Source organism: Streptomyces sp. NPDC093801, from assembly GCF_040701585.1.
In the GTDB taxonomy this organism is placed as follows: domain Bacteria; phylum Actinomycetota; class Actinomycetes; order Streptomycetales; family Streptomycetaceae; genus Streptomyces.
In genome coordinates this window covers 196,516-211,667 of sequence record NZ_JBFBDP010000011.1, presented here as the reverse complement: position 1 = coordinate 211,667, position 15,152 = coordinate 196,516, and the positions used below count along the sequence as shown (strand labels likewise).

Genomic DNA, 15,152 nt, shown 5'->3' with positions numbered 1-15,152 from the left:
TCTCACACGGAGGTGCCGGATCCGACGGGCGGCAGCTCGAGGACGAGCACTGCCAGGACCCGGTTCGGGGCGAGGGGCGGTCGCACTCCGCGAAGTCCCCGAAGGGGGAGAGCAGCCCCATCAGCACCGCTCCCGAGGGGGAGCGGGCCCTGAGCGGGTTGTAGACGCGGTGGCGACGAAGTTGCCCGGCAGGCGGCGGGCGCCGAAGGGGACGCGGCGCAGGGGGCGGGGTGGTCGACGGCGCCGGCCATGGGCCAGCGGTGCAGGGCGCCACGGTGACGGTGCCCCGCAGTGCGGGATGGCCATGACCGGCGGGGACCACGTGCAGAGCCGTGACCGGGTGCGGGCCGGGGCCGCGGGCAACCAACCACGAGCCGGCGCCCGCGCCGGAGCGCCTGCTGTCCGCCATCGGCGACGCGGCCGGGGCCGACGCGGCCACCTGGGCGGTCTGGCCGAAGGGCATCGCATCACCAACCTCCTCGCCGCGCCCGGCGGGATCCTGCACGCCCGACCGGCCACCCTGAACACGGAGGCCCAGCTGACCACCCGCCACCGTCACGGCCGGCCGCCGACCTGGCCCCGGTCCGCAGCCGGCCTCGCGTCTCAGGTCAGGACCGCTCGTCCTCGGGGGAGCCGAAGTTGCCGTAGCCCTTCATCTGGTGCGCCGTGCGCCGGCTGCCGTCCGAGGGGAACGGCTGCTCCTCGGCCTCGCGGCGCTCCTCGGGACGCCCGGCGTCTGCCGGCCGTCGGGGCTGCTGGGCGGTGGTGGGCGGCTCCGGCTCGGCGGCGCGCCGTTTCATGCCCCACCACACGGCTCCGACGAGCAGGACGACGACGATCACGCCGAGCGCCGAGGCGAACACGGTTCCCGTAGGGCTCATGGCGAGGGCGGCGGACGGGTTGGTCATGGAGCTGCTCCTTTCGCGACGGGCATCGCCACAGGGCGCCTTCGGCCCGTTCGGACGTTCTCCTCTCCACGTCGCGGCTGCCCGCCGGCTGAGAGACGAAACGGCACGGCCGGGCCGCACTCGCCGCCGGGCCAGGGCGTCCGGGAGCAGGCCGGCCCGGCCTGCGCGGTCCGTGCGCCGTCGTTGCCGTGGGTGGGCGGCGATGCGGGTGTACAGGTCGCCGATGGGCCCGAGTCCCAGGACGGCGAGGCTGCCTCAAGCGACGCGGATCCTGCGGCCCGTGGCCGGGCGTGGCCGTCCCCCCACTGCGGAGACGGCCGCGGCCCGCCCGCGGGGCCGGCCGACAGGAATGGATCACTTCGGGCGGAGGTGCGTGAGCGGCAGGCCGTGTTCCGTGCGCAGGCGCTCGGCAACGAGGGAGCGGTGACAGGCCTCCGGATCGCGCTCGACGCAGAAGAGAGCTGTCACCGAGCCGCTCGGGAGTTCGGCCACGAGCGCGCCGAGGTCGAAGCGGTCGAGGATTTCACGGGTGTAGCGCTCGGCGTACTCGGTCGCCAGCACGATGCGGTTCCGCTTCCCGACGCCCTGGCGGTCGTCCTCCCGGTACTGGAGCAGACGCAACTCCGTCGTCGGCGCCAGTTCCTTCAGGTGCCGGTAGCCGATGTCCGTGGCGGCCAGGGCCCGCTGGAGCCTGGCCGCGTTGGCCCAGGAGCAGTCGGCGCCGCGGACTCCTCGGCGCTGGCGCAGATCGAGCAGCAGTCCCACGCCCCCGCCGACGAGTTCCTCGAGGAAGGCATCGGCTGTGAAGCCGTAGACGCCGATCGTCGCGATGCGTCGCACGGGACCCGCTCCTCGCCGCCCCGAGCCCTGGGGGCCCCGCTCAGACGTTCAGCATGATGGCGTAGGCGAGGAAGAAGAGGGCGCAGGCCAAGGCCACCAGGCAGATCAGCAGGAGGGGGCCCTTGGCCCAGCCGCGGGTGAGGGGACGGTAGGGACCCGCACCGGAGCCGGTACTCGACTCGCCCGGCGGCGTTTCGCCGGGCGGCACCCCCTGGTGGGGTCGCAGCGTCTTGCGCGGTTGTGGATCTGGAACGTGTGCGGTCATGTCTGCCTCCTGGCGCCCGTCTTTCCGGCACGTAGGTCGGACTCGCACGGCGCCTACCCACGGGGGCCGCCCCACGACACCTGTACGCCGGTCCCGCCCGACGTTCCCTGTGCCGCGGGCGCCGCCGCCCTCACCGCCGGCGCCGGTCGGACCGCATGGAGTCGGCCCAAGCGGTCAGGGGCAGGCGGCGAGAATCCGTTGCGCCGGCCGTCGTCGCAGGGGCAGAGCGGCGCCGGAGCTCGACGCCTGCCTCGACCGCAGGCCCGGCCGGGCAGCTGCGCGGAGCGACCAAGGGACCGACGACGTGGGGTGGGCGTGAGGGGTGTGGACGGCCCAGAACGCTGAGCGGGCGCTCAGGGTCAGCACGTGGCGAGGCAGCGCCGCCTCCGCCCGGGCCCGCACGGCCACGGGTGGCCCTTCCACCGTCACAGGAAGAACAGCCGCGGGGCGCGGCCACCCGCTGCGGATGAGGTCGCGGAGCCGGATCGCCTGGCTGCGGCCGTGACAGAGCACGCCGAGGCGCTGGAGCGGGCCCGTACTGCTCTGGGACGGACGGCGGGGCGGATCGCGGCCCCCTGCGACCGCGGCGGGCCGGCCGCGGCCGGGGTGCGGGCCGGCCGGTCCCGCCGACACGTTTCCACCCTTGCCGCCGCCCACTGCGCCCACCAGGTCCAGACAGCCGAAGCGGCGGAGGCGGCGGCATGAGCACGGCTCCCGAGCACACCTCCGGGCCCGGTCGGGCGGGCCGCAGCCGCCGGCAACGGCCGAGGACCTGCGCGCGGTCCTGGCCCGGCCGGCTCCGGGCGCGGTGGCCGCCTTCGACGCCGAACCGGGCCAGACGAGCTCGTCGCCCTGGCCGACGTCGGCGTCGGCGTCGACGTCATCGAGATCGGCGAAGGCGGCCGCAAGGGCGTCTCCGGCGGTCCGCGCCGCATCCCGCGTCCCCTCCTGGACGACGGCTGGTTCCACGCCCTGCCCCTACCACGGCTGCAGCTGATCGCAATCGTCCGGATCGTCCCGCCATACCCTGCCATACCCCGCCATACCCCGTCCTACGTGGACCTGGAGCGCGCAGCCGCGCGTGGAAGCAGGGACGACAGGGTGATCCCCGCGGCATGGGTCAGGCCGCGGGGATCAACGTCACGAGTCTGAGTACGGTCGTCAGCCCGGGCACTTCAGGCCGGTCCGGGCGGACTTCACCGCGCTGTCGAGCATCTGGGCCTGTGGCTTCAGCTGGGTGACGGCCTGGGCGGCGGTGGCGTTGTCCGGCAGGTCGTCCCAGGTCTTCTTCAGGTTGTCCGCCGCGGACTTCACGGCGTCCTTCTGGGTCGCGCTCCATGTCGCCGTGGACTTCGAGACTGCGTCCCAGCCGTCCTTGACGTTGTTGTACGCGGTCTTGACCTGGTCCTTCGTCGCGGAGCTCGGGTTCAGTCCGAACAGTGCCGTCGCGTCGGAGCGGAGTTCGTTCAGGTCGGTGCACAACTGGGCGGCCGCCGCACTCTGGTTGGGGCTCGGGTCGGCCGCGAAGGCGGCGGATGCCCCGCCGGCGGACAGGAGCAGCGCTGCGGCCGCGCTCACGGCGGTACTCGGAAGGTGCCTCATGGGTTTCCCCTCGTCCGGGATTCCTCGGGTCGTCCCCGCCCCTGCCATCCCCGAGCTTCCGGCAAACCACGCTGACACAGCCCGCCCGACCCCGCAATCCGCGACCGCCACGGCCCGGCGGCGCACTGCCGGCCGGTCCTGTCACGCGGGGTGTGTGCCGGTGCGCCGGCGCTCGGCCGTCTGGGGGACGGTCCCGGCCAGGCAGCGGCCCAGGCCCGGTCGTGCCGGGCTGCCGCGTGAGGTGGCCGATCACCGAGTGCTCGCTCCAGCCGCGGACCCGGCACAGGGCCGCCGGTCGTCGGTGCGGCGTCGGTGCGGCGTCGTTCAGTGGGGGAAGTGGTGCGGCAGCTCCGTGGTGAGTGCGGCCGCTGCGGGGGAGAGCCAGCGCCGGCGGTGGCGGGCCAGTTGGACGGTGACGTCGGGGAACTGCGGGCCGGGCACCTGGGTCAGGCGGCCCGCTGTGAGCGCGTCCGCGACATTGGCGCGGGCCAGCAGGCTGAGGCCGAGGCCCGCAGCGACGCAGGACCTGGCGACCTCCAGACTGCCGAAGCGCGTGATCCGGGGCTGTGCGCCCTTGGCCGCGGTGAGCAGCCGCTCGACGAAGCGGTCGCTGTACGAGCAGCCCTGCTCGTGCAGGAAGTAGTCCTCGCGGGCCAGCTGCGCCCAGTCGGTGGGCGCATCGGGGGCTCTGCGGGCGGCGGGGTGCTCGGGTGAGCAGACGAGGACCAGTGGTTCGCGGGCCAGCGGCGTGCATGCGATGTCGCGGAAAGCGGCCTCGTCCTCCAGGAGCAGGGCCAGGTCCAGGTCGCCGGTGCGAAGCGCGGCGACGGCGGTCGCGGTCCCCATCGGGCGCATGTCCACTTCGATCCCGGGGTGGCTGCGCCGGAGCGCGGCGATGGCTCCCGGCAGCCGGGCGGACACCAGCGTCTCGCCGGCCGCGAGGACCACGCGGCCGGTCACCCGGCCGCCCGTGCCACCGGCCGAGGCGGCGACCGCCCGCAGCTGGGACTCGGCCTCCAGTACTGCCCGGGCCTGCTCGAGCACCTCACGTCCGGCGCCGGTGAGCACCACCCCGCGCGGCAGCCGATCGAACAGGCACAGGCCGAGCTCCTTCTCCAGCGCCTGCACCTGGGCGGTGACGGTGGACTGGACGAGGTGCAGGCGCTCCGCGGCGGCGGTCAGGTTCCCGGTCCGGGCAACGGTGGTGAAGGTGCGCAGGAGTCTGGTGTCCATGCGGTCGACGATACCGCTGCCATCGGATTCATCGATGGCTCCGATCAGTTTCCATTGTTTGTAGGGATGCCTTCGCGGTGTGACAGTGAGGGCATGAACCTGAGGACGCACCCCGAAATCCTGCGCTACACCGCCTTCACCGCCGACCCTGCCGGGGGCAACCCGGCCGGCGTCGTGCTGGACGCGGCCGCACTGGATGATGCCGGCATGCTCGCGACCGCCGCCGAAGTCGGCTACTCGGAGACCGCATTCGTCACTGCCGCGGACCACGCGGCGCGCCGGTTCCGGCTGCGCTATTTCAGCCCGCTCGCCGAGGTCGCCTTCTGCGGCCACGCGACCGTCGCCACCGCGGTGGCCCTGGCCGAGCGGATCGGTCCCGGCCCGCTCGTCTTCGACACCCCGGTGGGTGAGATCGCCCTGGACACCTCCGCCGAGCCTGAAGGCTCCCTGACGGCGACGCTCACCAGCGTCCCCACCCGCTCCCGGCCGGCAGTCGACGAGGAGGTGAACGCCTCCCTCGCGGCCCTGCACTGGTCCCCGGACGACCTGGACGCCGCACTTCCCCCGCACGTCGCCTTCGGCGGAAACGAGCACCTGGTCCTGGCCGTGGCCACCCGCGAGCGTCTCGCGGCCCTGGACTACGACTTCGACGCTCTGGCCGAGGTGATGCACCGTCACGGCTGGACCACGCTCCAGCTGGTCTGGCGCGAGACCCAGGACCTCTTCCACGCCCGCGACCCCTTCCCCGTCGGCGGTGTCGTCGAGGATCCGGCCACCGGAGCCGCGGCCGCCGCCTTCGGCGGCTACCTGCGCACCCTCGGCGCCCTCCCGCCCTCCGGCGCCTTCACCATCCGCCAGGGGGAGGACCTCGGCCGGCCCAGCCTGCTCCGGGTCGAGGCGTCCACCACGGAGCCGCGCGTGCGGGTGAGCGGGCAGGCGGTGGCCATTGCGGGTACGGGCGCGCGCACCGGCGAGGGGGCCGCCGAGCGAGCCGAGGGTGCTGCAGGCAACGCTCATGCTCCTTCACATCGCACGCAGAGCTGAGGAACGCTGCACGCCGTTGCGCTCTCTGACCATCCCGCCCGGCCGCGTGTCGAAGGGCAGGCTCGGGCCGGCGCCCGGCCCTCGCCCACGGGCTCCGTCCGGGGGCGGCTCCCTCAGGTACGGGCCGGGCCGGTTCCCGCGATGATTTCGGGCCGTAGCAGGGCGGTGAGTCGCTCGGCCGGCAGCAGGCCCCGTTCCAGGACGAGTTCGGCCACACCCCGGCCGGTGGCGAGGGCCTCTTTGGCGATGTCGGTGGCGGCTGTGTAGCCGATGTGCGGGTTCAGCGCGGTCACCAGGCCGATGGAGTTCTCCACGGTCGCGCGCAGCGTCTCGGTGTTGGCGGTGATGCCGCTCACGCAGCGTTCTGCGAGGGTGAGGCAGGCGGCGCGCAGGTGGGTGAGGGACTTCGACAGCGAGTGCAGGATGACCGGCTCGAAGGCGTTGAGCTGGAGCTGTCCGGCTTCGGCGGCCATGGTGATGGTGATGTCGTTGCCGACGACCTCGAAGGCGACCTGGTTGACGACCTCTGGGATCACGGGGTTGACCTTGCCGGGCATGATGCTGGAGCCCGCCTGGACCGGCGGCAGGTTGATCTCGCCGAGGCCGGCGCGGGGCCCGGAGGACAGCAGGCGCAGGTCGTTGCAGGTCTTGGACAGTTTGACGGCGATGCGCTTGAGGACACCGGACATCTGGACGAAGGCGCCGCAGTCCTGGGTGGCTTCGACCAGGTCGGGAGCGGTGACCAGGGCCAGGCCGGTGATCTCGGCGAGGTGGCGGCGGGCGGCCTCGGCGTATCCGGCCGGGGCGTTGAGGCCGGTGCCGATGGCGGTGGCGCCGAGGTTGATCTCGTGGATGAGCCCGAGGGCCTCGGCGAGCCGGCTGCGGTCCTCGTCGAGCATGACGGCGAAGGCGGAGAACTCCTGTCCGAGCGTCATCGGCACGGCGTCCTGGAGCTGGGTGCGACCCATCTTGAGCACGTCGTGGAACTCGGCGGCCTTGCGGGCGAAGGTGTTCTGCAGGACGGCCATGGCGTCGAGCAGGCCGCGGGCCGCGAAGACCGTCGCGATCCGTACGGCGGTGGGGTAGACGTCGTTGGTGGACTGGCCGAGATTGACGTCCTCGTTGGGGTGCAGGTGCCGGTAGTCGCCCCTGGTGTGGCCCAGCAGCTCCAGTGCGCGGTTGGCGATGACCTCGTTGGCGTTCATGTTGGTCGAGGTGCCGGCGCCGCCCTGGATGACGTCGACGACGAACTGGTCGTGGAGCTTGCCGGTGCGGATCTCCTGGCAGGCGGCGACGATCACGGCTGCCTTCGCGGGCTCCAGCAGGCCGAGTTCCCCGTTGGCGAGGGCTGCGGCCTCCTTGACGGCGGCGAGGGCGTCGATCAGGTGCGGATAGGTGGAGATGGGCGTGCCGGTGATGGGGAAGTTCTCGACGGCGCGCAGGGTGTGGACGCCCCAGTAGGCGTCGGCGGGGACGTCGCGGTGTCCGAGCAGGTCGTGTTCGCTGCGGCTGGAGGCGGTCATGGGTGTGCGGGTCCTCTTTCTGGGGCGGACGGATCGAGAGGGTGGAAAGGGGAAGACGGGGTCAGCGATGGGCGGGGGCGCCGGGCGGGTCGAGGGCCGCCACCGGGCGGATGCCGCCGACGGTCCGGCCGCCGCCGGTGACCGGCTCGCCCGCGAACCCGGCGAGCAGCCGGGGCTCGACTCCGGCACGTGCGAGGGCGGCGGCCGTCACGGGGATGCGTGCCCGGTCGGCCCCGTCGGCGATCTTCACGGCGACGGCGCGGCCGTCGGGCAGTGCGGCGACCTGGACGCCCTCGAAGCCGTCCTTGGCCAGCAGCCCGGGCACCGCGCGCATCAGTGCGGCCGTGTCACGCCCTGTGCCGGAGGCCATCTCCGGATGGACGCGCAGCGCGTTCGCGACCCGGTGCTCGGCGGTGTCCGGCGCGGCGGTGGCGATGCGGGCCGCGGCGCGGGCCAGGCCGTGCAGGGACACCGCGAACAGCGGGGATCCGCAGCCGTCGACGGTGGCGTTCGCGACGTGCTGGCCGGTGAGTTCCCCGACGACCTCGGCGATCATCCGCTGGAGCGGGTGGTCCGCGTCGAGGTAGGTGTCCAGGGGCCAGCCGGACAGCTTGCACAGGTACAGCATCGCCGCGTGCTTGCCGGAGCAGTTCTGGGCGAGCCTGGAGGGCCCGCGGCCGTCCCGGACCCAGGCGTCCCGGACGGCCGGGGCGTACGGCAGGTCGGGGACGTTGCGCAGGTCGTCCTCGGTCAGGCCGGCCAGTTCCAGGATCAGCCGGGTGCCGGTGAGGTGGTGCTCTTCCCCGGAGTGGCTGCCCATCGCGAGGGAGAGCAGGGCCCCGTTGAGCGGCAGACCGGCCCGGACCATGGCGACGGCCTGGACCGGTTTGAGGGCCGAGCGCGGGTAGCAGGCGGCTTCCGTGTCGCCGATGCTCAAGCGGACGGCGCCCCCGCCGCCGAGGACGACGACGGAGCCGTAGTGGACTCCCTCGATCATGCCGCCCCGCATGACGTGGGCGACGGGGGCGTGCTGGGGCTCGCGGATCGCCGGGGCGTCCGCGAGGAGAGGGCTGCGCATCACTGCCTCGTTCGGTGGTGGGTTGCTGCTGACCGGGCCGGCCGGGCGAGGGGCCCGCCCCGGAGGTGACCGGGGCGGGCCCCTCGCCCCGGCTCAGCCGTCGCTCCCGGCGGCGGCGCGTGCCACGCGGCCGCGGACCGCGTACCAGCCGGCGACCAGCGCCGCGGCGATCAGCGGCACGCACAGCACGGTGGTGCGCGCGGCTCCTCCGTCGGCGTACATGAGGACCAGGACGGAGGCGAGGAAGGCCAGCGTCACCAGTTCGGTCCACGGGGAGCCCGGCAGGCGGTAGGAGGGGCGGGTCAGCTCGCCGCTGCGGGTCTTCTGCCAGAAGAGGAGGTGGCAGAGCATGATCATGCCCCAGGTGGCGAGGATGCCGATCGCGGCGAGGTTGAGGACGATCTCGAACGCGTCCGCGGGGACCACGAAGTTGAGCCCGACGCCCAGGACGCACATGCCGCTGGTGAGGAGGATGCCGCCGTAGGGAACCTGGGTGCGGCTGAGGCGGGCGGTGAAGCGGGGGGCGGAGCCGTTGACGGCCATCGAGCGCAGGATGCGGCCGGTGGAGTAGAGGCCGGAGTTGAGCGAGGACATGGCGGCGGTGAGGACGACCAGGTTCATCACGTCGCCGGCCGCCGGGACGCCGATGTGGGAGAGCACGGTCACGAACGGGCTCTGGCCGGCGCTGTAGCTGCTCCAGGGCATCAGCATCGACAGCAGGACGACCGAGCCGACGTAGAAGAGGCCCACGCGCCACATGATCGAGTTGATCGCCTTCGGCATGATCTCCTCGGGGTTCTCGGTCTCACCGGCGGTGACGCCGACCAGCTCGACGGAGGCGTAGGCGAAGACGACGCCCTGGACGATCAGCAGCATGGGAAGCAGGCCGTTGGGGAAGATCCCGCCGTTGTCGGTGATCAGGGCAGGGCCGGGGACGGCGCCGTCGACGGGGTGCCGGGTGACCAGGAGGAAGATCGCGATCCCCATGAAGACGACCAGGGCGCCGACCTTGACGATGGCGAACCAGAACTCCAGTTCGCCGAAGATCCGCACCGAGATGAGGTTCACGGTGAGGACCACGGCCAGGGCCATGAGCGCGATCACCCACTGCGGGACGTCGGAGAACAGGTGCCAGTAGTGGGTGTAGGTGGCCACGGCGGTGATGTCGGCGATGCCGGTGGTCGCCCAGTTGAGGAAGTACATCCAGCCCGCGGTGTAGGCGCCCTTCTCCCCGAGGAACTCCCGGGCGTAGGAGACGAAGGCGCCGGAGGACGGCCGGTACAGGACGAGCTCGCCGAGCGCCCGCACGACGAGGAACGCGAAGATCCCGCAGACGGCGTAGGCGACGAACAGGGAGGGCCCGGCGTCGGCGAGGCGTCCGCCCGCGCCGAGGAAGAGCCCGGTGCCGATCGCACCCCCGATGGCGATCATGTTGACGTGCCGGGGTTTCAAGGACTTGCTGTAGCCGGTGTCCCCGGCGTCGACGTGACGGGTCGCGGGGCGCTTCTCGTCTTCGAGGAACTGCTCGCTCACGCCTCGGGTCTGCCTTCCGTAGGGGCGGTCGTGCGCTGGGGGCGCACGATGTCGGTGAGGGTCGTCTCGACCCGCAGCAGGTGGTGGGACATGGCCTCCACCGCGTCGTGCTCGCTGCCGTCGGCCAGCGCCTCGAGGATCGCCCGGTGCTCGCAGTTGGACTGCTCGCGCCGGCCGCCCAGCTCATTGAGGAAGGTCGACTGACGCGCCAGTGCGTCACGGATCTCCTCGATGACCCGGCGGAAGACCGGGTTGCCGGAGGCCTCGGCCACCGCCAGGTGGAAGACGGTGTCCATCGCCACCCACGCGGTGGTGTCGGTCTCCCGCTCCATCCGATCCAGCAGGTGGCCCAGGTGGTCCAGGTCCTCCGGGGTACGCCGCAGCGCGGCGTACCCGGCGACCGGGATCTCGACGTGGCGGCGCACCTCCAGCAGGTCGCTGGCGGCGTAGTCGCCGAAGGTGGGGTCCTCGACCGTGTTCGCCACGACGAAGGTGCCCTTGCCGCTCTTGGAGACGGTCAGCCCCATGGCCTGCAGGGCCCGCAGGGCCTCCCGCAGTACGGGCCGGCTGACTTCGAGGGCGCGGCACAACTCGGCTTCGGAGGGGAGCTTGTCGCCTACGACGTACTCACCGCGCTCGATGGCGCTGCGCAGGTGGCCGAAGACCGCTTCCATGGCGCTGACGCGCCGCGGAAGGGGGCCACCTGTCTGGCTGTCTGACAGGTTCACGCTGTGATCCTGCGGGGTGCGCCGCGGGGTGTCAAGACACCTGTGCCGGGAAGATCCCGCCCGGCGAGCTTCGCGCCGTGTGCCCCCTGCGTCCGGCCACCGGAGCCCCCTCGGCGTCCGCGGCGCAGGCGGCGGCAGCCACCAGGGCGCACACGACCGGCGCGTCGGCACCCATCTCCGGGTGCCACTGGAGGCCCACGGCGAAGCGGTGCCGGGTGCTCTCGAGCGCCTCGACGGTGCCGTCCGCCGCACGGGCGGCCACGGTCAACCCCGCGCCGAGACGGTCCACCGCCTGATGATGGTGCGTGGCGACCTCCCGGGTCCCGGGCAGCAGGGCGCCGATCCGCGTCCCCGGCACGGTGGTCACGGCGTGGGCGCAGAAGTGGCCCCGGTAGGGGTTGTGGCCGTGGTGGCCCACGCGGTCGGGCAGGTGCTGGACGAGGGTGCCGCCCGCATGCACGTTCATCAGCTGCATGCCCCGGCACACACCGAGCACGGGTATGTCGCGGGCGAGGCCGGCGGCCAGCACGGCCAGCTCCCATGCGTCGCGCTCGCGCACCGGCGGCCCGGTACGCGGATGGGGCACCGCCCCGTACAGGGCGGGGTCCACGTCCTCGCCCCCCGTCAGGACGATCGCGTCCAGACGGGCGACCACGTCCGCCGCGGCCGCGGGCGCGTCCGGCGGCAGCAGCACGGTGCGGCCGCCCGCCGCCTGGACGCAGTCCGCGTAGGCCGCGGGCAGCACTGCGGCGGGAAGGTCCCACTCGCCCCACTGCGCGTGGGCGAGGTAGGTGGTGAGTCCGACGAGTGGTGGCTGGGGCATACCACTTCCTTTCCGGGCATGAGGGGTGGCCGCCGGCAGCGGGATCCGCACCCGGCCGCCCGGCCGACCCGGCTCGCGGCGGGCCGCGGCGGAGCAGGGCGGTACGGGCGGAGGGTGCCGTGACGGCGGGGGAGAGGCGTTCGCGCGGCCCAGGAGCGCAGGCTTGCGTTTTTCCTGCCGCTGGCAAGAATCCTGCTGGCGTTCATCTTGATTCACAAGAAAACACATCTTCGCGACAGATAAGTGAGCCTTAACTCCGTGCACGGACTCGACCCCCGCCTGCTCGCCACCCTCGAAGCCGTCGTACGGCACGGCTCCTTCAGCGCCGCCGCTCGCGAACTCGGCTACAGCCCGCCCGCCGTCTCCCAGCAGATCGCCGAACTCGAACGCCGCGCCGGCCTCAGGGTGCTCGAGCGCCGCCCCGTGCGCGCCACACCGGCCGGCGAAGTCCTCCTCGACGCCGAGCAGGGCGTCCGCAGCGCCCTGGCGGCGGCCTCGGCCGAACTCGACGCCATGCGCGCCGGCACCGCCGGACGGATCCGCCTCGGCGCGTTCGCCTCCGCGGCCACCAGCATCGTTCCCCGAGCCCTGGCCCGGCTTCACGCCGACTACCCCCACGTCCAGGTCAGCCTCTGCCAACTCGAACCCGAAGCCGGCTACAGCCGGCTCAAGCGCGGCGACATGGACCTGGCCCTCAGCTACGACTACGACTTCATCCCCGTGCCCCCGCCCCGGATGCTGCGCCGGACACTGGTCGCCCGGGACCCGGTGGTGGCCGTCGTCCCGGCGGACCACCGCCTGGCCGACCGGGAGGTCATCGACCTGGCCAGCCTCGCCTCCGAGACGTGGATCGCCGCCCCGGAGGCCGCTCTGCGCCTGGAACTGCTCTCCCAGATGGCCCAGACGCCCGGCTTCCAGGCGCGCCTGCAGTACGAGGGAGACGACTTCAACACCGTGCTCGGCTTCGTGGCCGCGGGCCTGTGCGTGGCCCTCATGCCGCAACTCGCCCTGCCCCGCGCCAGTTCCGACGTCGTCGCCCGCCCCCTGGCCGCACCCCGGCTGACGCGCTTCATCTACGCCGTCCGCATCGACACCCGGCACACCCCGCGGGCCGTCCTGGACCTTGAGCGGATTCTCGCCGCCCAGGCGCTGGCCGCCCTCTCCTGACGCGCACGGCGGGCGGCGGGCACGAGCTGCCGGCCAGAGGTGAACAGGCCGTGGCGGCCACGTGAAATACAGCCAAGTTACGGCCACTTGCACGCGCGTAGACCCTCGCGCGAGACCGGCGTTCCCGGCGCGTCCGACTATCGGACGCAGTGGCTGAAAATTTAACTACTATCTGGCGAGCGGACTACGTTGGCCGCGGTTGACGTTCCACCGAGAGGAAACCCCTCATGACCGCAGCCGACAGCACACCGAGAACGGCCCGCGTCCTCACCGGCTACCGCCCCGAGGACGGCTTCATGGCCGCAGAGCTGGACCCGCCACCAGCCGAGTACGTATGGCACGACGAGCACGCCGCGCAGCAGGAGCAGCGCTACGGCCCGGGAACGGGATACCAGCAGTGGCTGGCGGTCGACCCCGGCGACGGCGCCGTCTGGTTCGGCGACACCGACTGGCGCGCCCCCCGGGACAACCTCGCCGGCCGGCTTCCCGGCCTCCCCCGCAGGGCACTCGGCGACGGCGCCGTCCCCGCCCCCGGAACCATGGTGCAACTCCTCAGCCACCTCACCCACGACCAACAACACGGCTGCACCTGGCGCTTCTTCACCGCCGAAGAGCTCCACACCCTCGCACTGCGCACGCTGCCCGCCGTGCAGCGCCTCGTCGACTCGATCCACCGGATCGGGCCGGACGGCGAACTGGAGTGGTCGGCCGAGGCCGCCACCGCCTGGGACGACATCGAGCACACCACCACCCACACCCTCGACCCCACCGGCACCCTCCACTGGCCCGGGCCGCGCACGACACCGACCCCCGCCTGGCGTGTCGAGGTCGGCGCCTTCCTCGCCGCCAACCCCGAGCTCTGCGACCCTTCCTGGGCCGTGGCCGGCGACGCCGAACTCGACGCCTACGCCGACTACCACCCCGCCACCGGCTACGGGGGAGTACCGGGCAGGGCCTGCCACACCGCCGAGAGGCAGATCGAGGACGGCTTCACCTTCTACGGCCACCGCGCCGCCCTGTACGCCTACCGCGCACAGGCGTGCGGCGACCGTACCCCGACGGACGCCCGCACCTGGCTGGAGACGACGGAGACCGGCAGAGCCACGTGGGAAACGGCCAGACCCCCCGGAGCCACCCTCGCCGACGTCCCCGACTGCGTGCTGACGGACCTGACCGACAGGTTCCAGAACGCCGCGCGCGAACACGGGCTCGTCCTGACCGGACTGGCCGCGTACCTCCGCCTCCTGCGCGCCGAGGAACGCGCCGGCGTCGACCGGCAGCTCGTCTTCGAAGGCCGGGAAGTCGAACGTCTCGAGAACATGCTCAAGGACTTCCGCGCCGGACGAAACCGCACCGTGACGCGGATCCTGGCCTGGTCCGACGGGCGCAGCGACGCCGAGATCGCCCGCCTGGCCTCCATGCCCGATGAACACGTCGGCGAGTGGCGAGCCCGCCTGAACGACGATCAGACCACCGCCGCACCCGGAGTGTGAGACCACGTGCGCCCGCAGCCGGAACCGACAACAGCACCGCACGCACCCCGCAGCCGACAAGGAGAGTCCGTGCCCCCCGGACGCCGATGTGGCGGATGACCGGACCGGGCCGGCGGTGGGGGAGGCTGCCGTGCCGGTGGACTCCCTCGATGGCGTGGCGCGTGGATCCACCCGTACGTACGCAGTGCTTGCGTGGGACCGATCGGGGGCGGCGGCGCGTCTCGAAGCCGGTTGGCCGCCTACCGGGCCGGCGGCACGGAAGACCCGCCGGCGGGAGCGCGGCCGCCGCGGCGGGGCGGGCGGTGCCACCAGTGGGGGCGGCGCGGGTGGACGGCCCGGCCCATCCGGCGGCCCAGGAGGAGGTAGCCGAGCAGCGCACCCGCGGTGTTGAGGATGACGTCGTCGACGTCGAAGGCGCGCCCGGTGACCAGGGCGCCCTGGATGAGCTCGACGAGCGTCATGACCACGGCCGTCACCGCCGCCACCCTCAGCAGCCCGCGGGCTTGCGGGAGGAGGACCGGCAGCAGCAGCCCGAAGGGAAGGCCGAGCAGCACGTTCCCGCCGAGCTGCTCAGCGGCCTCCCTCGCGGACGCGCCGTCGAGGTACGGGCCGATCGAGGCGCCCGGGCGGGTGTTGCTGTGCACCAGTCCGGCCGAGGCCGCCGAGGGCTCCAGGGTGACGCGTGCCAGGACCAGGCTGAACAGCACTGTCCCGGCGAAGGCGGCCAGCACCGCCAGTGCCCGGAGCAGGGGCCGCGCGGGAGGCCGGACGACGGGGCCGGGCTCCCTCGCCCCCTCCACGCCCTGCGCCGTCCCCGTCCGCTCCACCGTCCTCTCCGTACGCCGCTTCCACTTCGCCTGGCGCACCGCGGCGAGTTTCCCACGCACGTCCATCGACCGCTCCCTCCGTGACCGG

15 protein-coding genes are annotated in these 15,152 nt (G+C 73.1%); 4 read left to right on the top strand and 11 right to left on the bottom strand.

From position 1 onward, the window contains the following. Positions 1 to 608: 608 nt before the first annotated feature. The 3 genes from AB0469_RS15280 to AB0469_RS15270 form a co-directional block, all read right to left on the bottom strand. Positions 609 to 908: a DUF6479 family protein gene (locus AB0469_RS15280; RefSeq protein WP_366451850.1), complete on the bottom strand. Its 300-nt coding sequence runs from the start codon at positions 906 to 908 to the stop codon at positions 609 to 611. Positions 909 to 1,262: 354 nt separating this feature from the next. Further along, entirely contained in the window at positions 1,263 to 1,748 is a 486-nt protein-coding gene (locus AB0469_RS15275; RefSeq protein ID WP_366451849.1) for a DUF488 domain-containing protein, read from the bottom strand. Between the two features lie 40 nt (positions 1,749 to 1,788). Continuing rightward, the gene (locus tag AB0469_RS15270) at positions 1,789 to 2,013 is read right to left on the bottom strand and encodes a DUF6480 family protein (protein WP_366451848.1); all 225 of its coding nucleotides are present in this window, start codon (positions 2,011 to 2,013) and stop codon (positions 1,789 to 1,791) included. Positions 2,014 to 2,514: 501 nt separating this feature from the next. On the opposite strand from AB0469_RS15270, the gene AB0469_RS15265 reads away from it, so the two are divergent. Then, positions 2,515 to 2,718, top strand: coding sequence for a hypothetical protein (locus tag AB0469_RS15265; RefSeq protein ID WP_366451847.1), 204 nt, complete (start codon positions 2,515 to 2,517; stop codon positions 2,716 to 2,718). Positions 2,719 to 3,174: 456 nt separating this feature from the next. Here the strand turns inward: AB0469_RS15265 and AB0469_RS15260 are convergent, their stop codons facing one another. Together AB0469_RS15260 and AB0469_RS15255 are read right to left on the bottom strand one after the other, a co-directional pair. Further along, positions 3,175 to 3,615, bottom strand: coding sequence for a hypothetical protein (locus AB0469_RS15260; RefSeq protein WP_366451846.1), 441 nt, complete (start codon positions 3,613 to 3,615; stop codon positions 3,175 to 3,177). Positions 3,616 to 3,939: 324 nt separating this feature from the next. Then, positions 3,940 to 4,848 carry a LysR family transcriptional regulator gene (locus tag AB0469_RS15255; RefSeq protein ID WP_366451845.1) on the bottom strand — a complete coding sequence of 303 codons (909 nt, stop codon included), beginning with the start codon at positions 4,846 to 4,848 and terminating at the stop codon, positions 3,940 to 3,942. Between the two features lie 93 nt (positions 4,849 to 4,941). On the opposite strand from AB0469_RS15255, the gene AB0469_RS15250 reads away from it, so the two are divergent. Continuing rightward, a complete protein-coding gene (locus AB0469_RS15250) occupies positions 4,942 to 5,892 on the top strand; it encodes a PhzF family phenazine biosynthesis isomerase (protein WP_366451844.1) in 951 nt (316 codons plus the stop codon). Positions 5,893 to 6,005: 113 nt separating this feature from the next. Here AB0469_RS15250 and aspA read toward each other — a convergent pair whose 3' ends face one another. From aspA to AB0469_RS15225, 5 genes are all read right to left on the bottom strand, one after another. Continuing rightward, positions 6,006 to 7,415 carry an aspartate ammonia-lyase gene (gene aspA / locus AB0469_RS15245; RefSeq protein ID WP_366451843.1) on the bottom strand — a complete coding sequence of 470 codons (1,410 nt, stop codon included), beginning with the start codon at positions 7,413 to 7,415 and terminating at the stop codon, positions 6,006 to 6,008. Between the two features lie 61 nt (positions 7,416 to 7,476). Continuing rightward, on the bottom strand, positions 7,477 to 8,493 hold the full coding sequence (locus AB0469_RS15240) for an asparaginase (protein ID WP_366451842.1): 1,017 nt from the start codon (positions 8,491 to 8,493) through the stop codon (positions 7,477 to 7,479). A gap of 93 nt (positions 8,494 to 8,586) precedes the next feature. Further along, the gene (locus AB0469_RS15235) at positions 8,587 to 10,026 is read right to left on the bottom strand and encodes an amino acid permease (RefSeq protein ID WP_366451841.1); all 1,440 of its coding nucleotides are present in this window, start codon (positions 10,024 to 10,026) and stop codon (positions 8,587 to 8,589) included. Further along, positions 10,023 to 10,700, bottom strand: a complete 678-nt coding sequence (locus AB0469_RS15230) for a FadR/GntR family transcriptional regulator (protein WP_366451897.1) — start codon at positions 10,698 to 10,700, stop codon at positions 10,023 to 10,025. The genes AB0469_RS15235 and AB0469_RS15230 overlap by 4 nt, the downstream gene beginning before the upstream one ends. Positions 10,701 to 10,785: 85 nt before the next feature. After that, positions 10,786 to 11,577: a gamma-glutamyl-gamma-aminobutyrate hydrolase family protein gene (locus AB0469_RS15225; protein ID WP_366451840.1), complete on the bottom strand. Its 792-nt coding sequence runs from the start codon at positions 11,575 to 11,577 to the stop codon at positions 10,786 to 10,788. Positions 11,578 to 11,835: 258 nt separating this feature from the next. Between AB0469_RS15225 and AB0469_RS15220 the strand changes: the two genes are divergently transcribed. Both AB0469_RS15220 and AB0469_RS15215 read left to right on the top strand, forming a co-directional pair. Continuing rightward, on the top strand, positions 11,836 to 12,744 hold the full coding sequence (locus AB0469_RS15220; RefSeq protein WP_366451839.1) for a LysR family transcriptional regulator: 909 nt from the start codon (positions 11,836 to 11,838) through the stop codon (positions 12,742 to 12,744). Positions 12,745 to 12,971: 227 nt separating this feature from the next. Next, positions 12,972 to 14,237, top strand: a complete 1,266-nt coding sequence (locus AB0469_RS15215) for a hypothetical protein (RefSeq protein ID WP_366451838.1) — start codon at positions 12,972 to 12,974, stop codon at positions 14,235 to 14,237. A gap of 239 nt (positions 14,238 to 14,476) precedes the next feature. On the opposite strand, the gene AB0469_RS15210 is transcribed toward AB0469_RS15215, so the two are convergent. Beyond that, on the bottom strand, positions 14,477 to 15,130 hold the full coding sequence (locus AB0469_RS15210) for a VanZ family protein (RefSeq protein ID WP_366451837.1): 654 nt from the start codon (positions 15,128 to 15,130) through the stop codon (positions 14,477 to 14,479). Between the last annotated feature and the right edge of the window lie 22 nt (positions 15,131 to 15,152).